The organism is Brucella sp. IR068, from assembly GCF_049065885.1.
GTDB lineage: Bacteria > Pseudomonadota > Alphaproteobacteria > Rhizobiales > Rhizobiaceae > Brucella > Brucella intermedia.
In genome coordinates this window covers 21087-39387 of sequence record NZ_JBAKHE010000003.1, presented here as the reverse complement: position 1 = coordinate 39387, position 18301 = coordinate 21087, and the positions used below count along the sequence as shown (strand labels likewise).

Sequence of the window (18301 nt, the reverse complement as noted above, 5' to 3'; positions counted from 1 at the left end):
TAATCGGTTCACTTCTGTTTGGGAAGCTCTACGACGATTTCATGTTCGCCATCCGGCTTGATCGGCACGCCCTCTTCCGGCTTGCCGATCTTGCGGCCATTGAGCTTGACCGCCTTGTCCTTGCCACCGGCCACGACCTTCACGCGGTAGAGCGCTTCGCCGAAGCGGAGTTCCGCTTCATAGCCATCCCATTCCGGCGGCAGGGCCGGGTCGAGATGCAGGCGGTCGCCGCGTTTGGTGACGCCGAGGATACCCTCGGTTGCCACGCGGTAGAACCAGCCGGCGGAGCCGGTATACCAGGTCCAGCCGCCCTGCCCGCGACGCGGCTCGACGGAATAGATGTCGGCTGCGATCACATAGGGCTCGACGCGGTAGATATCCGGATTGCGGCCATGGCTGACCGGGCTGATGAGCGAGAAGAGCTTCCAGGCTTCCGCCGTCCTGCCCATACGGGCAAGCGCCATGATCGCCCAGGTCGCGCCATGGGTGTACTGGCCGCCATTCTCGCGGACACCCGGCGGATAGCCCTTGATATAGCCCGGCTCCTGCACGGTCTTGTCGAAAGGCGGCGTGAAGAGACGCAGCAATTCGCCCTCGTCATCCAGCAGGTATTTTTCGAGCGAGGCCATCGCCTGTTCGGCGCGTTTCGGATCGGCCACGCCGGACAGCACACTCCACGACTGCGCGATGGCATCGATCTGGCATTCGTCGCTGTCCTTGGAACCAAGCGGCGCGCCGTTGTCGAAGAAGCCGCGGCGATACCATTCGCCGTCCCAACCGTCGCGGTCGAGCGCAGCCGTCAGGCTTTCCAGATGGGCTTTCCATATGTCGACGCGCTTTACGTCCTTACGCGCTTCGGCAATCGGAATGAACTTGCCGAGCGTATAGGCGAGGAACCAGCCGAGCCACACGCTCTCGCCCTCGCCCTTCACGCCGACGAGATTCATGCCGTCGTTCCAGTCGCCGCCAAGGATCAGCGGCAGGCCGTGCTTGCCGGTGCGCGCAACGGCGAGATCGAGCGCCAGCGCGCAATGCTCGTAGAGGCTTGCCGTCTGCCTGGAGATTTCCGGCTGATAGAAGGCATCATGTTCGCCCTCCTCCAGCTTGCGCCCTTCGAGGAACGGCAGCTTTTCGTCGAGGATGGCGCGGTCGCCCGTCGTCTCGACATAGAGCGAGGTGCCATAGCCGAGCCAGACGACATCGTCCGAGATGAGCGTGCGGACACCCGCACCCGTTGCCGGCAGCCACCAATGCTGAACATCGCCTTCCGGGAACTGGCGCGATGCGGCGTTGAGGATCTGCGCACGGGCAAGCGTCGGATCGATCAGAAGCAGCGACAGCGTGTCCTGCAACTGATCACGGAAGCCGAACGCACCACTTGCCTGATAGAAGGCAGCGCGGGCCCATATACGGCAGGCGATTGCCTGATAGGGCAGCCAGCCATTGACCAGAAGGTCGAAAGCCGGGTCCGGCGTCTTGACCTGAACGCGGTCGAAGAGGCCTTCCCACTGCTGCCTCGCGGCAGCAAGCATATCGCTGAACGAAACCTTGCGCGTCTCGGTAATCAGCGCCTTTGCCTGTTTCTGGTCGGCGGCATTGCCGAGCAGGAAGACGATTTCACGGGCTTCACCCGGCCCGACTTCAATGTCGAGGGCGAGCGCGGCACATGGATCGCGGCCCGCTTCAACGGTGCCCGATAGCGCCTTGCCTGCCAGCACGATCTCCGGCTTGTCCACCGAACCGGTGGTGCCGATGAATTCGCTGCGGTCGGCCGTAACCGATTGCGGCTTTTCGGTCGCGGCAAAGAAGGCGACCTGCCCCGACTTGTCGGGATGATACGGATTGCCCGCAAAGAGCGCGCCCAGTTCCTCGTCCTGCGACGGCACGATGAAAGGCACATTCTTGGCGCGGGCATTGCCCAGCACCCATTCGACATAGCCATAGACGCGCAGCTTGCGCTTCGAGCGGCCCTTGTTGGTGATCGTGAGGCGCGAGAGACGCACCGGCTTGTCCGCATCCACGATATGGGTGAGGTCAAGCGCCAGCTCGCCATGCTGGGCCCCGAAGCTCGAATAGCCGTGGCCATGACGCGCTTCATAAGTCACCGCCTCGTCGCGCAGCACGCTTCCGGTCGGCGCAAAGGTGCGGCCCGTTTCACGGTCGAGGATATAGATCGCCTCGCCCGGACGGTTGGTGACCGGATCGTTCGCCCATGGGGTGAGCTGGTAATCGCGGCTGTTGCCTGCCCAGGTGAAGGCAGAACCTTCCGCCGAGACGTGGAAACCGAAATTCGGATTGGCGATCACATTGATCCACGGATGCGGCGTGGTTGTGCGATTGTTGATGCGCACCACATAGGAGCCGTCCTCGGCAAAGCCGCCATAGCCGTTCCAGAAGCGGAGGTCGTCGCCTGCCGGAGCAGGACGGTTCACCGTTGGCTTGACAGCCGGGCGGCGTTCTTCCGTCCCGCGTTCGATGGCGATGGGCGCGAGACCGGCGGCACCGAGCCCCTGGCTCGAAGCCTGTCCGCCAATCGCGGTCTTGGCATCGCGCGCGGCGAGATCGACGGTGATTTCCTCGCTGCGGCGCAACTGTTCGGCCAGCGAGCCGTTCTGTGCGTGCATGACGATACGCGCCGAAGCGAGCAGCGTGTTGTAGCTTTCGTCGCTCATCTGGTCGCGGCGCACCGCGAAGATGTGCGGCTGGCCGCCACCACGCGCCCGGAATCCTTCGACGATCCAGTCGATGGCGCGCTGCGTATCCTGCGCATAGGAGAAGGCGCGCTCGTTGACCGCCACGACATCGACCGTGAGGCCCTTCGAGCGCCAGTATTCCTGCGCACGCAGCACACCGCGCAACACGTCGAGATCGGCTTCATTGTCGATGCGCAGCGCGAAGATCGGATAGTCGCCGGAAATCGACATCGGCCACAGGTCCGACTGCTTGCCGAGGCCGCTGGCGATGGTTTCAGGCGGCTGGCGCAGCGTCCGCTCGGGATAGAGCAGATAGGCGGCGACCTTCTGATAATCCGCAGCCTCCGCGGGTTTGATGCCGATATGATAGAGCTGCACCTGCGACGATGTCCAGGAAAGGGAATATTCGCGGGCGAAGGTTTCGGGGTGACGATGGGTCGCCACGGCGTGTTCCACCGCATCGCGGCTGCCGCCTGCGAAGGTCCAGAACACGAGGCTCACTTTCTTGTGCGCCGGAACGCGGACGCGCGTGCGCACCGAAGCAATCGGGTCGAGCACGCAACCCTGGCTGCCGGTGAATTTGGCGCCGGCGTCGAAGGCTGCCGCATCGCGCAAGGAACGGCCACGTCCGACAAAGGCACGGCGGTCGGTTTCCACTTCCGTTTCGCGGATCGAGCCGGAAAGATCGGTCACGAAATGCGCGACATGAATATCGGGATCGGACGGCGCGCGCTTGCGGCGCTTGGCATAGATGGTCGAACCGTTATCGGAGATTTCGGTTTCCACGAACATCTTGGCAAAGGCCGGATGGGCGGCGTCGCTGTCACTGTCGGTTAGCACCAGTTCCGCATAGGAGGTGACCTCGATCATGCGGTCGCGGGCGGAGGTGTTGATGATGTCGAGCCTGCGGCCCTCACCATCGGATTCCGACGACACGATGACTTCCATGACCGTCTTGATATCACCGGCGGTCTTGTAAAATTCCGCCTTGTCCTCGGTGAAGACCGTCTTGGTTTCCTCATCCGGGTTGCGGACCGGTTCGCCGGTTGCCGACCACCAATAGCCGCTTTCCATGTCGCGCAGGAACAGGAAAGTGCCTTGCAGGTCTTCCGACGCATCGGCGTGGAAGCGGGTGATGTCCCAATTGTGCCAGCGGCTGTAGCCCGAGCCGTTGGCCGTCACCATCAGCGCATATTGTCCGTTCGACATCATATGCGTGGTGCGCGGCGCCTTGAACGGCTTGTCGACGATCCGCATCGGCGCATCGTCGAAACCGCCGGAATCCACGCGCATCGGGTTTTCCGTCTTGGCGTAGATCATCGGAATTTCGCGCGGCGCCTTTTCCTGCAGCAGCAGTTCGGCAGCCTCGATCACCGGATCGGAGTGGAAACGCTCGCGCATCCGGCCTTCGAAGATCACGTTGTTGACCGCGATGATCGACATGCCATGATGGTGGGCATAGTAGTTCTTCACGACGGCGCAGAGTTCGCCTTCGCGGACACGCGACGGGGTGAAGTCCACCGAATCATGGAAGCCGTAGCGTCCAAGCGCGCCGAGCTTGGCAAGACGCTTGAGGTTGGCGACGGCGGCGGCAGGCTGGTATTGCGCGGCGAGCAGGCTCGCATAGGGCGCGATGACCGCGTTGCGCGACAGGCCGCGCTGCAGGCCGAGATTCGGCACGCCGAAGTTGGAATACTGGTAGTTCATATGCGCGTCGCGCGCATTGAACGCCGCTTCCGAAATACCCCAGGGCAGGCCGCGCGAGGTCGCATAGTCGATCTGGCGCTGCACCACGAGCTTGTTGGTCTGGTCGAGCAGCGAACCGAGCGGCTCCGACATGACCAGCGGCGGCATCAGATATTCGAACATCGAGCCGGACCAGGACAGCAGAGCGCCCTTCCAGCCCACCGGGACCAGAAGACGGCCAAGCTTGAACCAGTGTTCGACCGGCACGTCGCCCTTGGCGATGGCAAACAGGCTCGCCAGACGCGCTTCCGATGCGAGAAGATCGTAGCAGCTTTCGTCCAGCTCGTTTTCCTGCACGCGGAAACCGATGGAAAGCAGGCGGCGTTCCTTCCGCTCAAGGAAGCCGAACTGCATGTCGAAGGCAAGCTGGCGCGAGCGGGTCGCCAGATCGCGCAGGCGCTCGCGCAGCGCGTCCGTGTCATGCTCGCCGATAGAATCGTCGGTATGCGCCTTGCAGGTATCGACCAGAATGCGCGCCCATTCCACCGCTTCCGCGCTTGCGGAGGTTTCGATTTCGCCATCGAGTTCGTCCATCAGGCGAACGATGTCGGTAGCGAAAAGCGACAGGTTGATGGTGCGGAAGGATGCCGTCTCCGGCTCGTCCTTGATGGACAGGACGGCACGGCGGAAATTGGCGATCCGCTCTTCCAGACGGCGGCGCAGGGGACGCAGTATCCGGCGGTCGTCGGGGATTTTCGCGATGGACTCTTCAAGGATGTCGTTGACATCGAGAATGCCGTCGAGGTCGCCCTGCATGTAGACGGAGGGTGCTTCCGCCCATTCTTCCAGCGCAGACGACAGCGTAACCAGATGACCGGCGAGATTGCCGCTGTCCACCGCCGACACATAGAGGGGCCGCATCGGCGTCAGCGTGTTGGTCTCGTACCAGTTGTAGAGGTGGCCCTGGTACTTCTCCATCTTTTCGAGCGTATTGACGGTTGCGGCGACACGATCCAGCGTTTCGCCGAAGCCGATCCAGCCGAAATCGCGCGCGGCGATGACCGACAGCAGATAGACGCCGATATTGGTCGGCGACGTGCGCTGCGCGACGATGGGCGCCGGGTCTTCCTGGAAATTGTCCGGCGGCAGATGGTGGTTTTCCTCATTGGTGAACTCGGCGAAGTAACGCCAGGTCCGGCGCGCATAGCGGCGCAGGTCCGACTTGTCGGAAGAAAGCACTTCCAGCGTGTCCTGCGGCTTGGCCGAACGGCTGACGAGCCAGGCGATCAGCGGCGAGGCAAACCAGATGACGGCGAACGGTGCGGCGATCAGTGCAGCATGGCTTTCAGCGGCAAGGGGGAAGAAGATCGCCAGACCCGCAATGGCCATGGCGGGCCACATGAGCTGGAAATAGAAAAGCAGCGTATCTGGAGAGGTTCTCGCCTGCGCCGCCGTGCGCCATTCCAGAAGGTTGCGGTGTGAAACGAACAGACGATAGACCGTGCGCGCAATGGCGTCCGCCATCAGGAACGCCGAATGGGCGATGAAGGTGGTGCGCAGCGCCACATCCGCCGTGCCGAGCGCAATGTCGGTCAGCACCGACTGCGCATGGCCTTTCAGCGAATAATCCATGTTGCGCGGGATGAGATTGGTGACGATCCCGAAGGTCGGCGCCACGAACATGGAAAGGATGAGAAAGCCCTGCCAGACGGCGGCAGGCCCGATCGGCAGCACGCTCCAGCCGACGACGGCTGCGATCAGCCACAGGATCGGGTTGAGCGAGCGGCGCAAGTTGTCGACCATTTTCCAGCGCGTGATGGCGCTGACGCCTGCATTGGTCGAGAACAGCCATGGCAGAAGCTGCCAGTCGCCGCGTGCCCAGCGATGGTGGCGCGAAACGTCGACATTGTAGCCGGTCGGATAATCCTCGACTACCTCCACATCGCTGACCAGCGCGGCACGGGCATAGCCGCCTTCCAGAAGGTCGTGGCTGAGGAGCGTGTTTTCCGGCACGCGGCCCTTCAGCGCGGCCTCGAAGGCGTCGATGTCGTAAAGGCCCTTGCCGGTGAAGGTGCCTTCGCCAAGCAGGTCCTGATAGGTGTCGGACACAGCAAAGACATAAGGATCGATGCCGCGATTGACCGAGAAGACGCGCTGCAGGAATGATGCTTCGTCGCCCGTCGTCAGCGATGGCGTGACGCGCGGCTGGAGAATGCCATAGCCACGGATGACCTTGCCGGTCTTTTCGTCAATGATCGGGCGGTTCAGCGGATGGCTGAGCTTGCCAGCCAGATGTGTGACGGATTCCGGCGTCAGACGCGTATCGGCGTCCAGCGTCATCACATATTTGATTTCCTTCGGCAGGCGTTCGTCCGGCGGGAAGAAGCTCGTATCCTGATCGCCGCGCAGCAACAGGTTCAGCTCATGCAGCTTGCCGCGCTTGCGCTCCCAGCCCATCCAGCAGTTCTGCTTCTCGTTGAAGAGGCGGCGGCGGTGCAAAAGGAAAAAGCGCGGCTGGTCGTCGCCCGTATAGTGCTCGTTGAGCTTGGCGATTTCCTCACGCGCATATTCGTAGATTTCCATATCCGCAGGCGTGATCTCGTGCTTCGCATCGGTCCAGTCGCTGACCAGCGCGAAGTAGATTTCGCCACGCGGATTGGTGAGATAATGCACTTCGAGATTGCGAATCTGCTCGTCGATGGAATCGCGCGAGGTGATGAAGGTCGGCACCGCGACCAGCGTGCGCGCCTCTTGGGGCAAGCCTTCCTTATATTCAAAACCGATGAGGCGCGTCGGCTGCACGAACCACGGCACCAGCGCGTTGAACAGCGAATAGGACGCATCCATCGCCGGGAAGAGCGCCAGCAGCGTGAACAGCGTACGCAGATCGGTCGAAAGACCGGCGCGGATCATGCAGTAATTGACGAGAGTGAGAATCAGGATCGTGAAGATCGCCGTCGGAATGAACAGGCCCAAGAGGCCAAGGCCGCGATAGAAACGCAGCGCCCTGACACCGAACGGCGCCTTGTAACCGCAGACCCTTTCAAGCTCGGTGCGGCCTTCGCCCGACAGGTAATAGGCGATTGCACCCTTGCCCTCGGCTTCCGGATGACCGGCCTTTTCGGCCCGGTGGCCCTCTTCCGCCAGCTTGAGCGCCGCCCAGGTGATGTCGATTTCGCTCATGTCCGAATAGCGGGCGAGCTTTTCGATGGTCACGCGGTAGGCATTGCGGGAGCGGAAGTCCAGAAGCTCGAAATCGCTGTGGTCGCGCAGGATCGCATCGACCTCATTGACGGTTTCAAACCAGGTTTCCCAATCCACGTCATCGATGGATTTCAGGCTGCGGATGACATTGCCCATCGTGACGCCGCCGGTGGACTGGCGGGCATGTTCCTCTACGATTGCGTCTTCCGGGTTGCTGCCTTCCTGTTCCAGAATCCGCTCCAGCCAGTGGGCAGCTGCCGTGGTGTCGGTGGAGGAGGAACGCAGGCGATAAAGGAGATGCGTCGCGAAGGTGCTGTCGCGGGCGGCATCGGCATATTGCGCCAGGACCGAATCCAGCTCGGCTCCGTCGGCAGCGACCACGATGCGGTCGGCAGCCGTGTTGGCGAGATTGCGCATGATGCGCGCGCGGTCGACGCGCAGCGCCAGACGTCGCGCATTCTCGATCAGGAAATAGCGCACCGCAGACGGCAGCGCCCACAACTCACCGATCTTCAGCGGCTCGACGGTCTGGAAACCCTTGACGATGGCCGTCAGCGTCTTCAGCGAGAAATTGCTGTCCGTATGCGCGACATAGAGCCAGGCCAGCGCGAAAATGCGCGGCATGCCCTCGTATTTTTCAACCGGCGCCTTGTAGAGCGGCAGCTGGCGGATGAAGCGGCGCGGCAGGTCGCGGCGCGCCTGCTGGACGTTCTTGTCGATCTGGTAGTGGTTGTCGAGTAGCCATTGCGCGGCAGGGGTGATGGTTTCACCCGCGCGCGAGGCGGCATCGGAGGCGCGATAGGCATGCAGGATCAGCTTGCCGTTTTCCGACAGGCGCTGATCGAACGGGAAGGCAATATAGCCCGGCAGCGGAATGTCTTCGCCCCGCGCCACGGCAGCGGCAAGCGCGCCAAGTTCTTCCTCGGTTTTATACAAGGCCCGGATGGGCGACGGCTGTTCGGGGGGAATCTGGCCCGACGCATCGCGTTCGCTGGATTTGGGCTCCATCGAAGGCTGCTGCATCGGCGATTTATTCTCGGTAGAGGTTGATTTGGAGAGCGAAGAAGACAATTCCGGCATCTGCCTTAACAGCCTTTCCGAAGGAAATGAGTTATATGCGGCGGGTGGACACTGACATTAGTCTGAATTTTCATTTCAGGGAAACGGCAGTATCCGTGATCGGTTCCCTGAATGTCGGCTGCATTTGGCTAAAATGCGACGGCGCAATGTGCTGATATTCAAACCGTTTAAATCGCAACGCACAATTCTTTCCGCCTATTAATGTTGCGTTATGAAACACCCCGTTTCCTGCAACCCTAACATATTGAAAACAAAAATAATACCACCTCTGGTAAGGCGCCGGGAAATTTCGGCGCCGCGCGCCTCGCATCAGTCAATATGGAGGAAGCCCGGCGGATGCGCGGGAATCACCGCGCATCCGCCGGGCCTCGTGTTTCGACAGACCGGCCATTCACCGTAAAGTGACGATCACGAAGCTGGTTCGGATGTCGGAAAAAGCTTCCAGTAACGTGGGCGGAAAGCGATGCGGCTTTTTTCCGCCGCGGGATGTTCGGCCGGGATTTCGATCTCGACCCGCTCGCGCGCGCCGCCGACTTCCAGTTCGACGCGCCGCTTGCCGCCCGAACGGCGGCTCGCCACCACCGTGCCTGCGATGCAGCCGCCGCAACCGTCCAGCAGTTCGACATCGTGCGGACGGAAGAAGAGCTGCGCGTCCCCGTCGGCCACGCCTTCGACGGTCAGGCCGATATTGCGGTCCACCAGCCAGACCTCACCCTTTTCGACCCGGACGGGAAGCGTGCTCGATTCTCCGATGAAGCCATAGACCCCCGGGGAATTCGGATTGTCGTAGACTTCGTCCGGCGTGCCTACCTGCTCGATACGGCCCTGGCTCATCACCACCACGCGGTCGGCCAACTCCAGCGCCTCGTCCTGATCGTGGGTCACGAAAACGGTGGTGTGGCCCGTCTTGTCGTGGATCTCGCGCAGCCAGCGGCGCAGCTCCTTGCGCACCAGCGCATCGAGCGCGCCAAACGGCTCGTCGAGAAGCAGGACTTTCGGTTCGATCGCCATGGCGCGGGCCAGAGCGACGCGCTGGCGCTGGCCGCCGGAAAGCTGTGCCGGATAGCGCTTTTCCAGCCCCTGCAACTGGACGAGATCGAGCAGTTCCAGCGCGCGGCTGCGAATGGCGTCGCTCGACGGGCGCGTCGCGCTTGGGCGCACCTTGAGGCCGAAGCCGATATTGTCCGCAACCGTCATATGGCGGAACAGCGCATAATGCTGGAAGACGAAACCGACATTGCGCTCCTGAACGCTCTTCTGCGATGCGTCCTCGTCGCCGAAGAAGATCGTCCCCTCGGTCGGCGTTTCCAGCCCGGCAATGAGGCGCAAAAGCGTGGTCTTGCCCGAACCGGATGGCCCCAGCAAGGCGATCAGCTCGCCGGAACGAATATCCAGCGAGACATTATGCAACGCCGGGAAGCGAGCGAACTCCTTACGCACTCCGGCAACACGAACTTCCATTCCCAATCCTTTCCCCTGCCGCCATGCGGGCGACCGTCGATTTAATTTCAATGCCCGTTTCCGCTGCCAGCCAGTTCATCGCCATAGCGCAATTCGAGCGCCGTCTTGATGGCCAGCGTCAGCAACGCCAGAAAAGCCAGCAGCGACGCCACCGCGAACGCACCGACGAAGTTATATTCGTTGTAGAGAATTTCCACATGCAGCGGCATCGTATTGGTGAGACCGCGAATATGTCCAGAGACGACGGAAACCGCGCCGAATTCGCCCATAGCCCGCGCATTGCACAGCAGCACGCCGTAGAGAAGCCCCCATTTGATATTGGGCAGCGTCACATAGCGGAAGGTCTGCCAGCCATTGGCGCCGAGCGAAATCGCCGCCTCCTCGTCGCCCGTACCCTGTTCCTGCATCAGCGGGATCAGTTCGCGCGCGACGAAGGGAAATGTGACGAACACCGTCGCCAGCACAATGCCCGGAACGGCGAACAATATCTCGATGCCATGCCGCGACAGCCACGGCCCGAGCAGGCTGTGGCTTGAGAAAAGCAGCACGAAGACGAGGCCTGAAATGACCGGCGAGACGGAAAACGGCAGGTCGATCAGCGTCGTCAGCAGCGCCTTGCCCTTGAATTCGAACTTGGCGATCGCCCACGCCGCCGCAATGCCGAAGACCAGATTGAGCGGCACGGCAATGGCTGTAACCAGGAGGGTCAGCCTTATCGCAGCCCACGCATCCGGCTCGACCAGCGCCGCCAGATATTCGCCCGCTCCCTTGCGGAAGGCTTCAACGAAGACCGCGATGACCGGCAAGATGAGGAAGAGCGCCAGAAAAGCCAGCGCCAGAGCGATCAGCGTGACACGCGTTAGCGGGCTCTCGGTGACGGCGCTCCGGCTTTCGCGGGGCGCGCAAGAAGCAGGTTCATTCGCCATGACCATATTTCCTCCGTGTCCACGCCTGGATGAGATTGATGAAAAGCAGCATCGCAAAGGAAAGCGCCAGCATCACCGTGGCAAGCGCGGTCGCTCCGGCATAATCGTATTCCTCAAGCTTGATGACGATCAGGAGCGGCGCGATTTCCGACACATAGGGCGTATTGCCCGCGATGAAGATGACGGAGCCATATTCGCCGACGCCGCGCGCAAAGGCGAGCGCGAAGCCGGTCAGGATGGCCGGTTGCAGGCTTGGCAGCAGCACCCGCCAGATGGTCTGGAACCGGGAAGCGCCAAGTGTTGCCGCAGCTTCCTCCACCTCGCGGCTGATTTCCTCCATGATCGGCTGCACCGTGCGCACCACGAAGGGCAGGCCGATGAAGATCAGCGCGATGACGATGCCCGCCCGAGAGAACGCGACGCGAATGCCCAGCGGCGCCAGCAGGCTGCCGACCCATCCGTTCGGCGCATAGATCGCGGCAAGCGCGATACCGGCCACGGCCGTCGGAAGAGCGAAGGGAATATCGACGATAGCATCGACGAAGCGGCGTCCGGGAAAGCGATAACGCACAAGAACCCAGGCGAGGATGACGCCGAAGACCACATTGACCAGCGCCGCGATGAAGGCGGTGCCGAAACTCGTTTCGAGCGCTTTCAACGTGCGCTCGTCGGTGACAAGGCGCCAGAAGCCGGAAATCCCGACTTCGCTGGAACGCAGCACCAATGCCGCAAGCGGAATGAGAATGAGAAGGGTCAGATAGGCAACACTGAAGCCGAACGTCAGCCCGAAACCGGGAATGACGCTCGGCTTTCTGAAGTGCGACCCTGCCCTGGCCCGTGCAGGGAGCGAAGTCATGCGCTGGTTTGTTCCCTCTTCAGTATTTGATATTACCGATTGCTCACGGTTTCCGGGTTATTTTCCCGGCTTGTAGAGCTGGTCGAACGTCCCTCCATCGCCAAAATGATAGGGCTGCGCCTTGGCCCACCCGCCGAAAATCGGATCATCGATCGTTACCAGCGTCAAATCGGGAAACTTGCGCTGCTTGTCGGCCGGGATGATTTCGGGCTTCGACGGACGGTAGAAATGCTTGGCGGCAAGCGCCTGGCCTTCCGGCGAATAGAGATATTCGAGATAGGCCTGCGCCAGCTTGGTGGTGCCGTTTTCCTCGGCATTCTTGTCCACGACCGCGACCGGCGGTTCGGCCAGAATGGATTGCGGCGGCACGACGATGTCGAATGCATCCTCGCCAAATTCCGCGACCGAAAGATAGGCTTCGTTTTCCCAGGCGAGCAGCACATCGCCCAACTGGCGCTGCACGAAAGTGGTTGTCGAGCCGCGCGCGCCGGTGTCGAGCACGGGCACATGGCGGAACAGCTCGCCGATGTAATCCCTGATCTTCTGTTCGTCGCCGCCAAACTGCTTGTGGGCCCAGGCCCAGGCGGCGAGATAGTTCCAGCGCGCGCCACCGGAAGTCTTCGGGTTCGGCGTGATGACCTCGACGCCATCCTTCACCAGATCGCCCCAGTCCTTGATGCCCTTGGGATTGCCCTTGCGCACGAGGAAGACGATGGTTGACGTATAGGGGGCGGAATTGTTGGGCAGGCGCTTGCGCCAGTCCTTGTCGATCTTGCCCGACAGCTGGGCAATGGCGTCGATATCGCTTTCAAGCGCCAGCGTCACCACGTCGGCCTTGATGCCGTCGATCACCGAGCGCGCCTGTTTGCCCGATCCGCCATGGGAAGCGCGAATGGTGACGGTTTCGCCGGTTTCCGCCTTCCAGTGGGCGGCAAAGGCGGCGTTGTAATCCTTGTAGAGTTCACGCGTCGGATCGTAGGACACGTTGAGAAGTGTCTGGTCGGCGAAGCTTGATCCAACCGTTCCGGCCAGCGAAGCCGCAGCCACCAATGCCGCCAGAGTGAGCGAAAATCTCGATATCTTCATGACCGCCTCCATGTTTCATTGGTCAAGACAGTATCAGAGCTCTTTGACGACAGGATGCCACAAGCCGGTCGTTATTTGAAACGACTTCGAAAAATCCGCGCAGTTTTAAGGAGATTTCGAGGATAATTTTTTCACCGGCAGGTCGAAACATGCCAGCGATAGCATCATTAACTCATTGGGCCGACGCGGGTTTGACGGAAGGCGCCGGCGTGCCGCTCGTGGCCAGTTCAAGCTCAGGCTGCCTCGGCTCGTTCCAGCCCATGAAATTGTAGACCGTGTAGCGCCAGAGACCGATCTCCTCGTGAAGCGCCACATCCGTGACAAGGAAATAAAGGGCAGTTGAAGACATGTTGGTATGGGAGCCCGTCAGAAAACCGGCGGCGACCGGCTCGGGTTTCACGCCGAAATGCGCCAGATAAAGAAGATCGCGGGTCAACATGGGCGCGGCCTGCAACAATACGACTCTCGCCGGCCTGATCTCGCGCAGGATCGCAGCCGTGTTTTTGGAATTCTGCCAGCTGTTGCGGCTCTTTTCGTCAAGCAGGATGGAAGCCGGATCGATCCCGGCCTTTTCAAGCTGCACGGCGATGGCCGTGGCCTCGGAAACGCCGGTGCCGCTCACATCCGCGCCGCTGGCGATGAACTTGCAGCTGAACCCCTTGTCGACGCACTGGCGGTTCATGGCAGCTGCCGCCAGAAGCGGAGCATAGGAGAAGGCCAGCGGCTCGACCGCTTTCTGGCCGCGCTCGTCAACGACCTGCGTTCCCGTGCCGAAGATGATGAAGGCGGTATTGTCTTCAAGCGGCGTCTGCAATTGCGACGAATAGGGCGATTGCAGGCGGTTCATCAGGTAATCCGGGACCAAGCCTGAAGCAATCGCGCCATAAAGAATGACTGCAAGGCCAATCAGCACAGTACCCGTCTTGCGCCATTTGAAACAGAAAAGGATTAAACCGAAAGCGGCAAAGGAAAGCATGATATTGATCGTCATGGAAAATCACCGCTTTCAATATAATATTTCATCAATCGGCGGATTTGTGATATACGTGAACGAGTTGCTTGAAAACAACCCCAAGAATTTCGGAAATAACGATCTGTTTGTTGTGAGAAGCCGCTGTTCAGGATGCGCCCTGCCCCGAAAGGGTGAGGCCCGGACTGGGGTTGCGGGGGGCAAGTATTCATCCGGGCCTCGGCCAGTCTCGCGACCGGCAGGCTAACAACGGATGAAACCCGTTTCGGTTGCACGAAATCTCGACAGGCAGCGAATATTTTTTCGCTTTCATTTGCAAGCCCTTCGGCGGTCGGATCGCTCTTGAACCGTACAGGCGAAGAGTTATTCTTCCGGATGGATTGGCTGACCAGAGGATTTTTCACCATGGCATTTGGCAAACGCTCTATCGGCACGCTTTTCGTGATTGCCGCAGGTCCGGCACTGCTGCTGGCGTCGTCTCTTTCCGTAGAGGCCGAGGAGTCGAATCCGATCGAGCGGGTAGATTACATCTGCGAGCGCGGGGTCGTCGTGCCGGTCACCTATATCCGCAAGGGCACCGCGCCCGGATTTGCGGTCCTCGACGCCGAGGGCAAGATGATCGCGATGCAATGGCATGAAAGCCTGAAGAAATATGTCGCCCTCGACGAGCAGGACAGCTATCGCTGGAGCGACAATGACGGTCAGGCGGTGCTGAGCCATCTGGAAGCCGATCACACCGCCAAGGAGGTGACGCTGCTTTCGGCCTGCCGCTCGGACGATGCGGAAGAATAGGAACTCCCGCTACGGGACGAGGTAATGCCGGTCCCACTGATCCTGCGGCACTTCATCGCCAATGTCGTAGCGGAAGGACACGATATTGATGTGGTCCTGATCCGTCTTGCAGACGAAGGACAGCCTGTACCAGTGCTCGCGGCTGCGGAAGGCCGCGCCATCGGCCTTGATGGAATTTTTCTTGGTCACAGGATCGGAAAAGGCATAGGCCAGAACCTTGTCGACGGAAAACTTGCCTTGTTCCCGCGTGATGCGCTCCATGGCTTCCACGTCGCAACGCTGCTCGAGGCGGGTCGCCGGGTCGAGCTTTTCAAGCTGGGCCTTTTCGGAAGCATTCATGGCGAAGGACGGAAAAACCGCCAGGCCGAAGGAAAGGAAACCGGCAAGGGCGGACGCAGGCAACACAAGGGACATGCATTTCATCGGACTTTCGGGAACTCCTCGCGCGGATATTGTTGGTCACAATAATAAGCATGATTTGTTGCCCTGTCTGGATTATCACCGGAAAGTTACCGGTGACTAACAGCAAAGCCGACCTGCGCGAAATTCGACCCTCCAGAGCAGTTCAAAAACGGAATCGGGAAACCGCTCTATCTTCTCGTTTTCACGCCTTATCCTGCGCAAAACCGCATCGCACTTTTGCTGGAAATGCTCCAATGCGGGTTATGGTGCGCGGCTCAGCCCTGCCGCTTCCACATAGGTGCGGTTGCGGCCGTCCTTCTTGGCGGCATAGAGGACCTTGTCGGCCTTGTCGACCGCCTGCCACAGGTCGCCCTGCTCCTGAAGGCGGACGCAGCCGATGCTGCATGTGACGCTGGTTTCCTCCGACAGGCGCTGGAAACGATGGGTTTCGATGTTCCGGCGCACGCCCTCCATGAGTTCCAGGACGTTATCGGCCTGCATATCATGAAGACAGATGACGAATTCCTCGCCGCCCGTGCGGGCAATCAATGAGCGCTCGCCGAGGAGCTTGCGCAGGATTCCGGCAAATTCCTGCAGCACGGCGTCGCCGGCCGCATGGCCGTAGTCGTCGTTCAGAGCCTTGAAATAGTCGATATCGCAGACGGCAACCCAGCCCGATGCGCCCCTTTTGGTATGCGAAAGGGCATTGTAGCGCATTTCCAGCCCACGCCGGTTGAGAAGGCCGGTCAGGGGATCGCTGTCACGTTCATGGGAAAGCTCGCCGATCCGGTCATGTCCAGCCGCTGCCAGCAAGGCGAAGCCGGTGAGAACCGCGGCGATGGCCGTGGAGAACACCGTCCATTGCCAGAAGACCGTCGCCGCGAAATTCTCGCCGTCGACTTCGCCGAGCAGGGAACGGGCAGTCAGGAGCGTGCGCGGCACCAGTTGCAGCGCCACCAGAACGAGCATGACCAGCAGAAGCTTGTCCACCAGCGGACCCTTGAACAGGCGCCGCGCCCGCCAGGCGAAGGAAAGAATCAGCGTCGCCATGCCGAGATTGAGCACATAGACCCGTGCCAGAAGATTGGACTCGACATAGCAGAAATACCAGACGCCGCCGACAATGAGCGCGAAGCTCAATATGTAGAAGGCGGAGGTCAGGCGCAGCCCGCTGCGCTGCAAAATGCCATAGCCGCCGACCAGCGTACCGCCCACATAGAATGCGGCCGAAAGCACCGTGTTCAACCGGTCGTCGGCGGGAAAATTGCCAAGCTGCACCAGCATGGCAAGGCCGATTAGCAGGAAACAAGCCCCGCAGGACACAAGAAAACGACGCCCGCGATCCGACAGCCAGGCCGTGAAAAAAGCGAGTGAGAATAATAGAAGGACGGCGGGGAGTACGAACTTCATATAAACCGGATGTGCAATTTGCAGTTTCAATAAGAATCCTTATTGCGTCCTCTCATCAAAATTACAATTCAGTAAATTAACACGTTTTGTGAACCGACATGCATTGAGCCGCCAGCCCGGACGTCTTGCCCCGCCGTGCTTTCGCTCTTGATTTCATCGGGCCGTCCGTGTTTGTAACCTGCAAACAGTGCTGCCATATGCGCTATCATGCGCTTCACGCAGCCCCGTCGCGAAAGGTAGAGACATGAAGCCCGTTTTCCTGCAACTGCAGTGCACGCCCGGCAAGACCTACGAAGTTGCCGATACGCTCTTTCAGCGCGAAATCGTCTCCGAGCTTTATTCCACCAGCGGCGAATTCGACCTTCTGGCCAAGATCTACATTGCCGAGGATCAGGACATCGGCAAGTTCATCGCCAGCAATGTTCTCGACATTCCCAATATCGTGCGCTCGCTGACGACACTGACCTTCACCGCCTTCTGACGCTCCTGAAAGCTGCCAGCGGGGCGGCAGATGCAGCCGGGGAAACCGGTAAAGGTTTGATTCACCATTAACGAATTATCATGCCGGCGAAAGGAACCTCTGCTTGCGCTCGCGCATTTGTTGCGTGATGGGCTTACCTCGAAAAGGGAGGCAGCGAGACAAGTGATGAACGATCTTGGACATCGGCGGGTGCTGGTGGTGGAAGACGAGGTTTTCGTCGCCCTTGACGTTGCCGCGACTGTCGAGGACGCGAACGGAACCGTTCTCGGCCCGGTCGGCACCGTGCGGCAGGCGATAGATATCATCAACCGCAATGAAATCGACGCTGCCATTCTGGACGTGAACCTCGCCGATGGCGATGTGGAAGCCGTGCTGGACCGGCTGAAAAGCCGCGATGTCTTCGTGGTCATCCATACCGGCGGCGGGCTGCCCGCGCGCCTGGCGGACCGCTATCCGGAAGTGCCGGTTTTCCAGAAGCCCATCCCGCCATCCGTGCTGACACGCACGCTCGCCTCCGCTCTTGCCTCTCACATGGCCTGACGAGGCAGGATGCAGCCGACATTTCCCGATTTCGCAACCGTGCTGAAGGAAGTCGAGGCTGATCAAGGCCCTGCGGAGGAGATTCGCGGCCCGCAATTCGGATTTGCCTCAGCCGTTTTTTCCGCCAGCCTGTCCGACCTGCCGGCCTCCCCTCGCCAGCCGGACGATCTGGAAAGCCTGTTCGACATTGGAAGCCCGCCGGAAGCGGCGCCCGATCCGGAGCACGAACGGCAGGAGATTGCGGCGCGCATGCAAAGCCAGTCGGCGGACGCCATCCGCCGCGAGCTTGACCTTCAGCCGGGCCTGAAGCGCGCCGAACTGCAGCGCCGCCGCCGCAGCTTCGCCGCCAGGAACCACCCCGACCGCCTGCCGGAAGAATTTCGCCCTGCCGCCGAACAGCGCATGAAAACCGCGAATGCCCTGCTGGACAAGGCCATGGCCGAAGCCTTACGCTGACGCGCCAGAGCATTGCCAGTTTGAATTGAACCATTGGAAATGCCCTGCCTCCTGATTGCAGGCTTTATCCTGCGCAACCCCGCTTCGCACTTTCGCTGGAAATGCCTAAAGCAACTTCCTTACGTTTTGCGCGCAAAATCTTTTGCCTTATAACAATAACGTGCTAGATTGGCTTGTCTGTGCCTGCGAAAGCTGTCGCACGCCGGAACCCTTTCCGTTGTCCGCAAGCCCGCAAACGGTCCCGCTGCTCCCCGTACA

Annotated in this window: 12 protein-coding genes; 4 read left to right on the top strand and 8 right to left on the bottom strand. The window is 60.7% G+C overall.

Annotation, left to right across the window (positions count from 1 at the left end; translation table 11 throughout):
• Positions 1 to 8: 8 nt before the first annotated feature.
• The 6 genes from ACOWVS_RS05960 to ACOWVS_RS05935 all read right to left on the bottom strand — a co-directional run bounded on the left by ACOWVS_RS05960 (position 9) and on the right by ACOWVS_RS05935 (position 13983).
• A complete protein-coding gene (locus tag ACOWVS_RS05960) occupies positions 9 to 8663 on the bottom strand; it encodes a GH36-type glycosyl hydrolase domain-containing protein (RefSeq protein WP_021586413.1) in 8655 nt (2884 codons plus the stop codon).
• Between the two features lie 408 nt (positions 8664 to 9071).
• Positions 9072 to 10124 carry a sulfate/molybdate ABC transporter ATP-binding protein gene (locus tag ACOWVS_RS05955; protein ID WP_021586414.1) on the bottom strand — a complete coding sequence of 351 codons (1053 nt, stop codon included), beginning with the start codon at positions 10122 to 10124 and terminating at the stop codon, positions 9072 to 9074.
• Between the two features lie 47 nt (positions 10125 to 10171).
• Positions 10172 to 11050, bottom strand: a complete 879-nt coding sequence (gene cysW / locus ACOWVS_RS05950) for a sulfate ABC transporter permease subunit CysW (protein ID WP_021586415.1) — start codon at positions 11048 to 11050, stop codon at positions 10172 to 10174.
• Positions 11040 to 11906: a sulfate ABC transporter permease subunit CysT gene (cysT, locus tag ACOWVS_RS05945; RefSeq protein WP_021586416.1), complete on the bottom strand. Its 867-nt coding sequence runs from the start codon at positions 11904 to 11906 to the stop codon at positions 11040 to 11042. Before cysT ends, cysW begins: the two co-directional genes overlap by 11 nt.
• A 57-nt stretch (positions 11907 to 11963) precedes the next feature.
• Positions 11964 to 12992 carry a sulfate ABC transporter substrate-binding protein gene (locus tag ACOWVS_RS05940; protein ID WP_006472933.1) on the bottom strand — a complete coding sequence of 343 codons (1029 nt, stop codon included), beginning with the start codon at positions 12990 to 12992 and terminating at the stop codon, positions 11964 to 11966.
• A gap of 172 nt (positions 12993 to 13164) precedes the next feature.
• Positions 13165 to 13983: a YdcF family protein gene (locus tag ACOWVS_RS05935; RefSeq protein WP_021586417.1), complete on the bottom strand. Its 819-nt coding sequence runs from the start codon at positions 13981 to 13983 to the stop codon at positions 13165 to 13167.
• A gap of 384 nt (positions 13984 to 14367) precedes the next feature.
• On the opposite strand from ACOWVS_RS05935, the gene ACOWVS_RS05930 reads away from it, so the two are divergent.
• Entirely contained in the window at positions 14368 to 14754 is a 387-nt protein-coding gene (locus tag ACOWVS_RS05930; protein WP_280514275.1) for a lysozyme inhibitor, read from the top strand.
• A gap of 9 nt (positions 14755 to 14763) precedes the next feature.
• Here ACOWVS_RS05930 and ACOWVS_RS05925 read toward each other — a convergent pair whose 3' ends face one another.
• Together ACOWVS_RS05925 and ACOWVS_RS05920 are read right to left on the bottom strand one after the other, a co-directional pair.
• Positions 14764 to 15093, bottom strand: a complete 330-nt coding sequence (locus tag ACOWVS_RS05925; RefSeq protein WP_230350314.1) for a DUF930 domain-containing protein — start codon at positions 15091 to 15093, stop codon at positions 14764 to 14766.
• A gap of 324 nt (positions 15094 to 15417) precedes the next feature.
• Positions 15418 to 16596, bottom strand: a complete 1179-nt coding sequence (locus tag ACOWVS_RS05920) for a GGDEF domain-containing protein (protein ID WP_021586419.1) — start codon at positions 16594 to 16596, stop codon at positions 15418 to 15420.
• Between the two features lie 214 nt (positions 16597 to 16810).
• On the opposite strand from ACOWVS_RS05920, the gene ACOWVS_RS05915 reads away from it, so the two are divergent.
• The 3 genes from ACOWVS_RS05915 (at position 16811) to ACOWVS_RS05905 (ending at position 18043) form a co-directional block, all read left to right on the top strand.
• On the top strand, positions 16811 to 17047 hold the full coding sequence (locus tag ACOWVS_RS05915) for an Lrp/AsnC ligand binding domain-containing protein (RefSeq protein WP_006472935.1): 237 nt from the start codon (positions 16811 to 16813) through the stop codon (positions 17045 to 17047).
• 165 nt (positions 17048 to 17212) lie between these two features.
• Positions 17213 to 17587 carry a response regulator gene (locus tag ACOWVS_RS05910; RefSeq protein WP_021586420.1) on the top strand — a complete coding sequence of 125 codons (375 nt, stop codon included), beginning with the start codon at positions 17213 to 17215 and terminating at the stop codon, positions 17585 to 17587.
• Positions 17588 to 17596: 9 nt separating this feature from the next.
• Positions 17597 to 18043: a hypothetical protein gene (locus ACOWVS_RS05905; protein WP_021586421.1), complete on the top strand. Its 447-nt coding sequence runs from the start codon at positions 17597 to 17599 to the stop codon at positions 18041 to 18043.
• Positions 18044 to 18301: the final 258 nt, after the last annotated feature.

What these genes read in the sequence shown, in the direction of transcription:
- ACOWVS_RS05960 (WP_021586413.1), bottom strand. Translation starts at nt 8,663, where the DNA reads ATGCCGGAATTGTCTTCTTCGCTCTCCAAATCAACCTCTACCGAGAAT.
- ACOWVS_RS05955 (WP_021586414.1), bottom strand. Translation starts at nt 10,124, where the DNA reads ATGGAAGTTCGTGTTGCCGGAGTGCGTAAGGAGTTCGCTCGCTTCCCG.
- cysW (WP_021586415.1), bottom strand. Translation starts at nt 11,050, where the DNA reads ATGGCGAATGAACCTGCTTCTTGCGCGCCCCGCGAAAGCCGGAGCGCC.
- cysT (WP_021586416.1), bottom strand. Translation starts at nt 11,906, where the DNA reads ATGACTTCGCTCCCTGCACGGGCCAGGGCAGGGTCGCACTTCAGAAAG.
- ACOWVS_RS05940 (WP_006472933.1), bottom strand. Translation starts at nt 12,992, where the DNA reads ATGAAGATATCGAGATTTTCGCTCACTCTGGCGGCATTGGTGGCTGCG.
- ACOWVS_RS05935 (WP_021586417.1), bottom strand. Translation starts at nt 13,983, where the DNA reads ATGACGATCAATATCATGCTTTCCTTTGCCGCTTTCGGTTTAATCCTT.
- ACOWVS_RS05930 (WP_280514275.1), top strand. Translation starts at nt 14,368, where the DNA reads ATGGCATTTGGCAAACGCTCTATCGGCACGCTTTTCGTGATTGCCGCA.
- ACOWVS_RS05925 (WP_230350314.1), bottom strand. Translation starts at nt 15,093, where the DNA reads ATGAATGCTTCCGAAAAGGCCCAGCTTGAAAAGCTCGACCCGGCGACC.
- ACOWVS_RS05915 (WP_006472935.1), top strand. Translation starts at nt 16,811, where the DNA reads ATGAAGCCCGTTTTCCTGCAACTGCAGTGCACGCCCGGCAAGACCTAC.
- ACOWVS_RS05910 (WP_021586420.1), top strand. Translation starts at nt 17,213, where the DNA reads ATGAACGATCTTGGACATCGGCGGGTGCTGGTGGTGGAAGACGAGGTT.
- ACOWVS_RS05905 (WP_021586421.1), top strand. Translation starts at nt 17,597, where the DNA reads ATGCAGCCGACATTTCCCGATTTCGCAACCGTGCTGAAGGAAGTCGAG.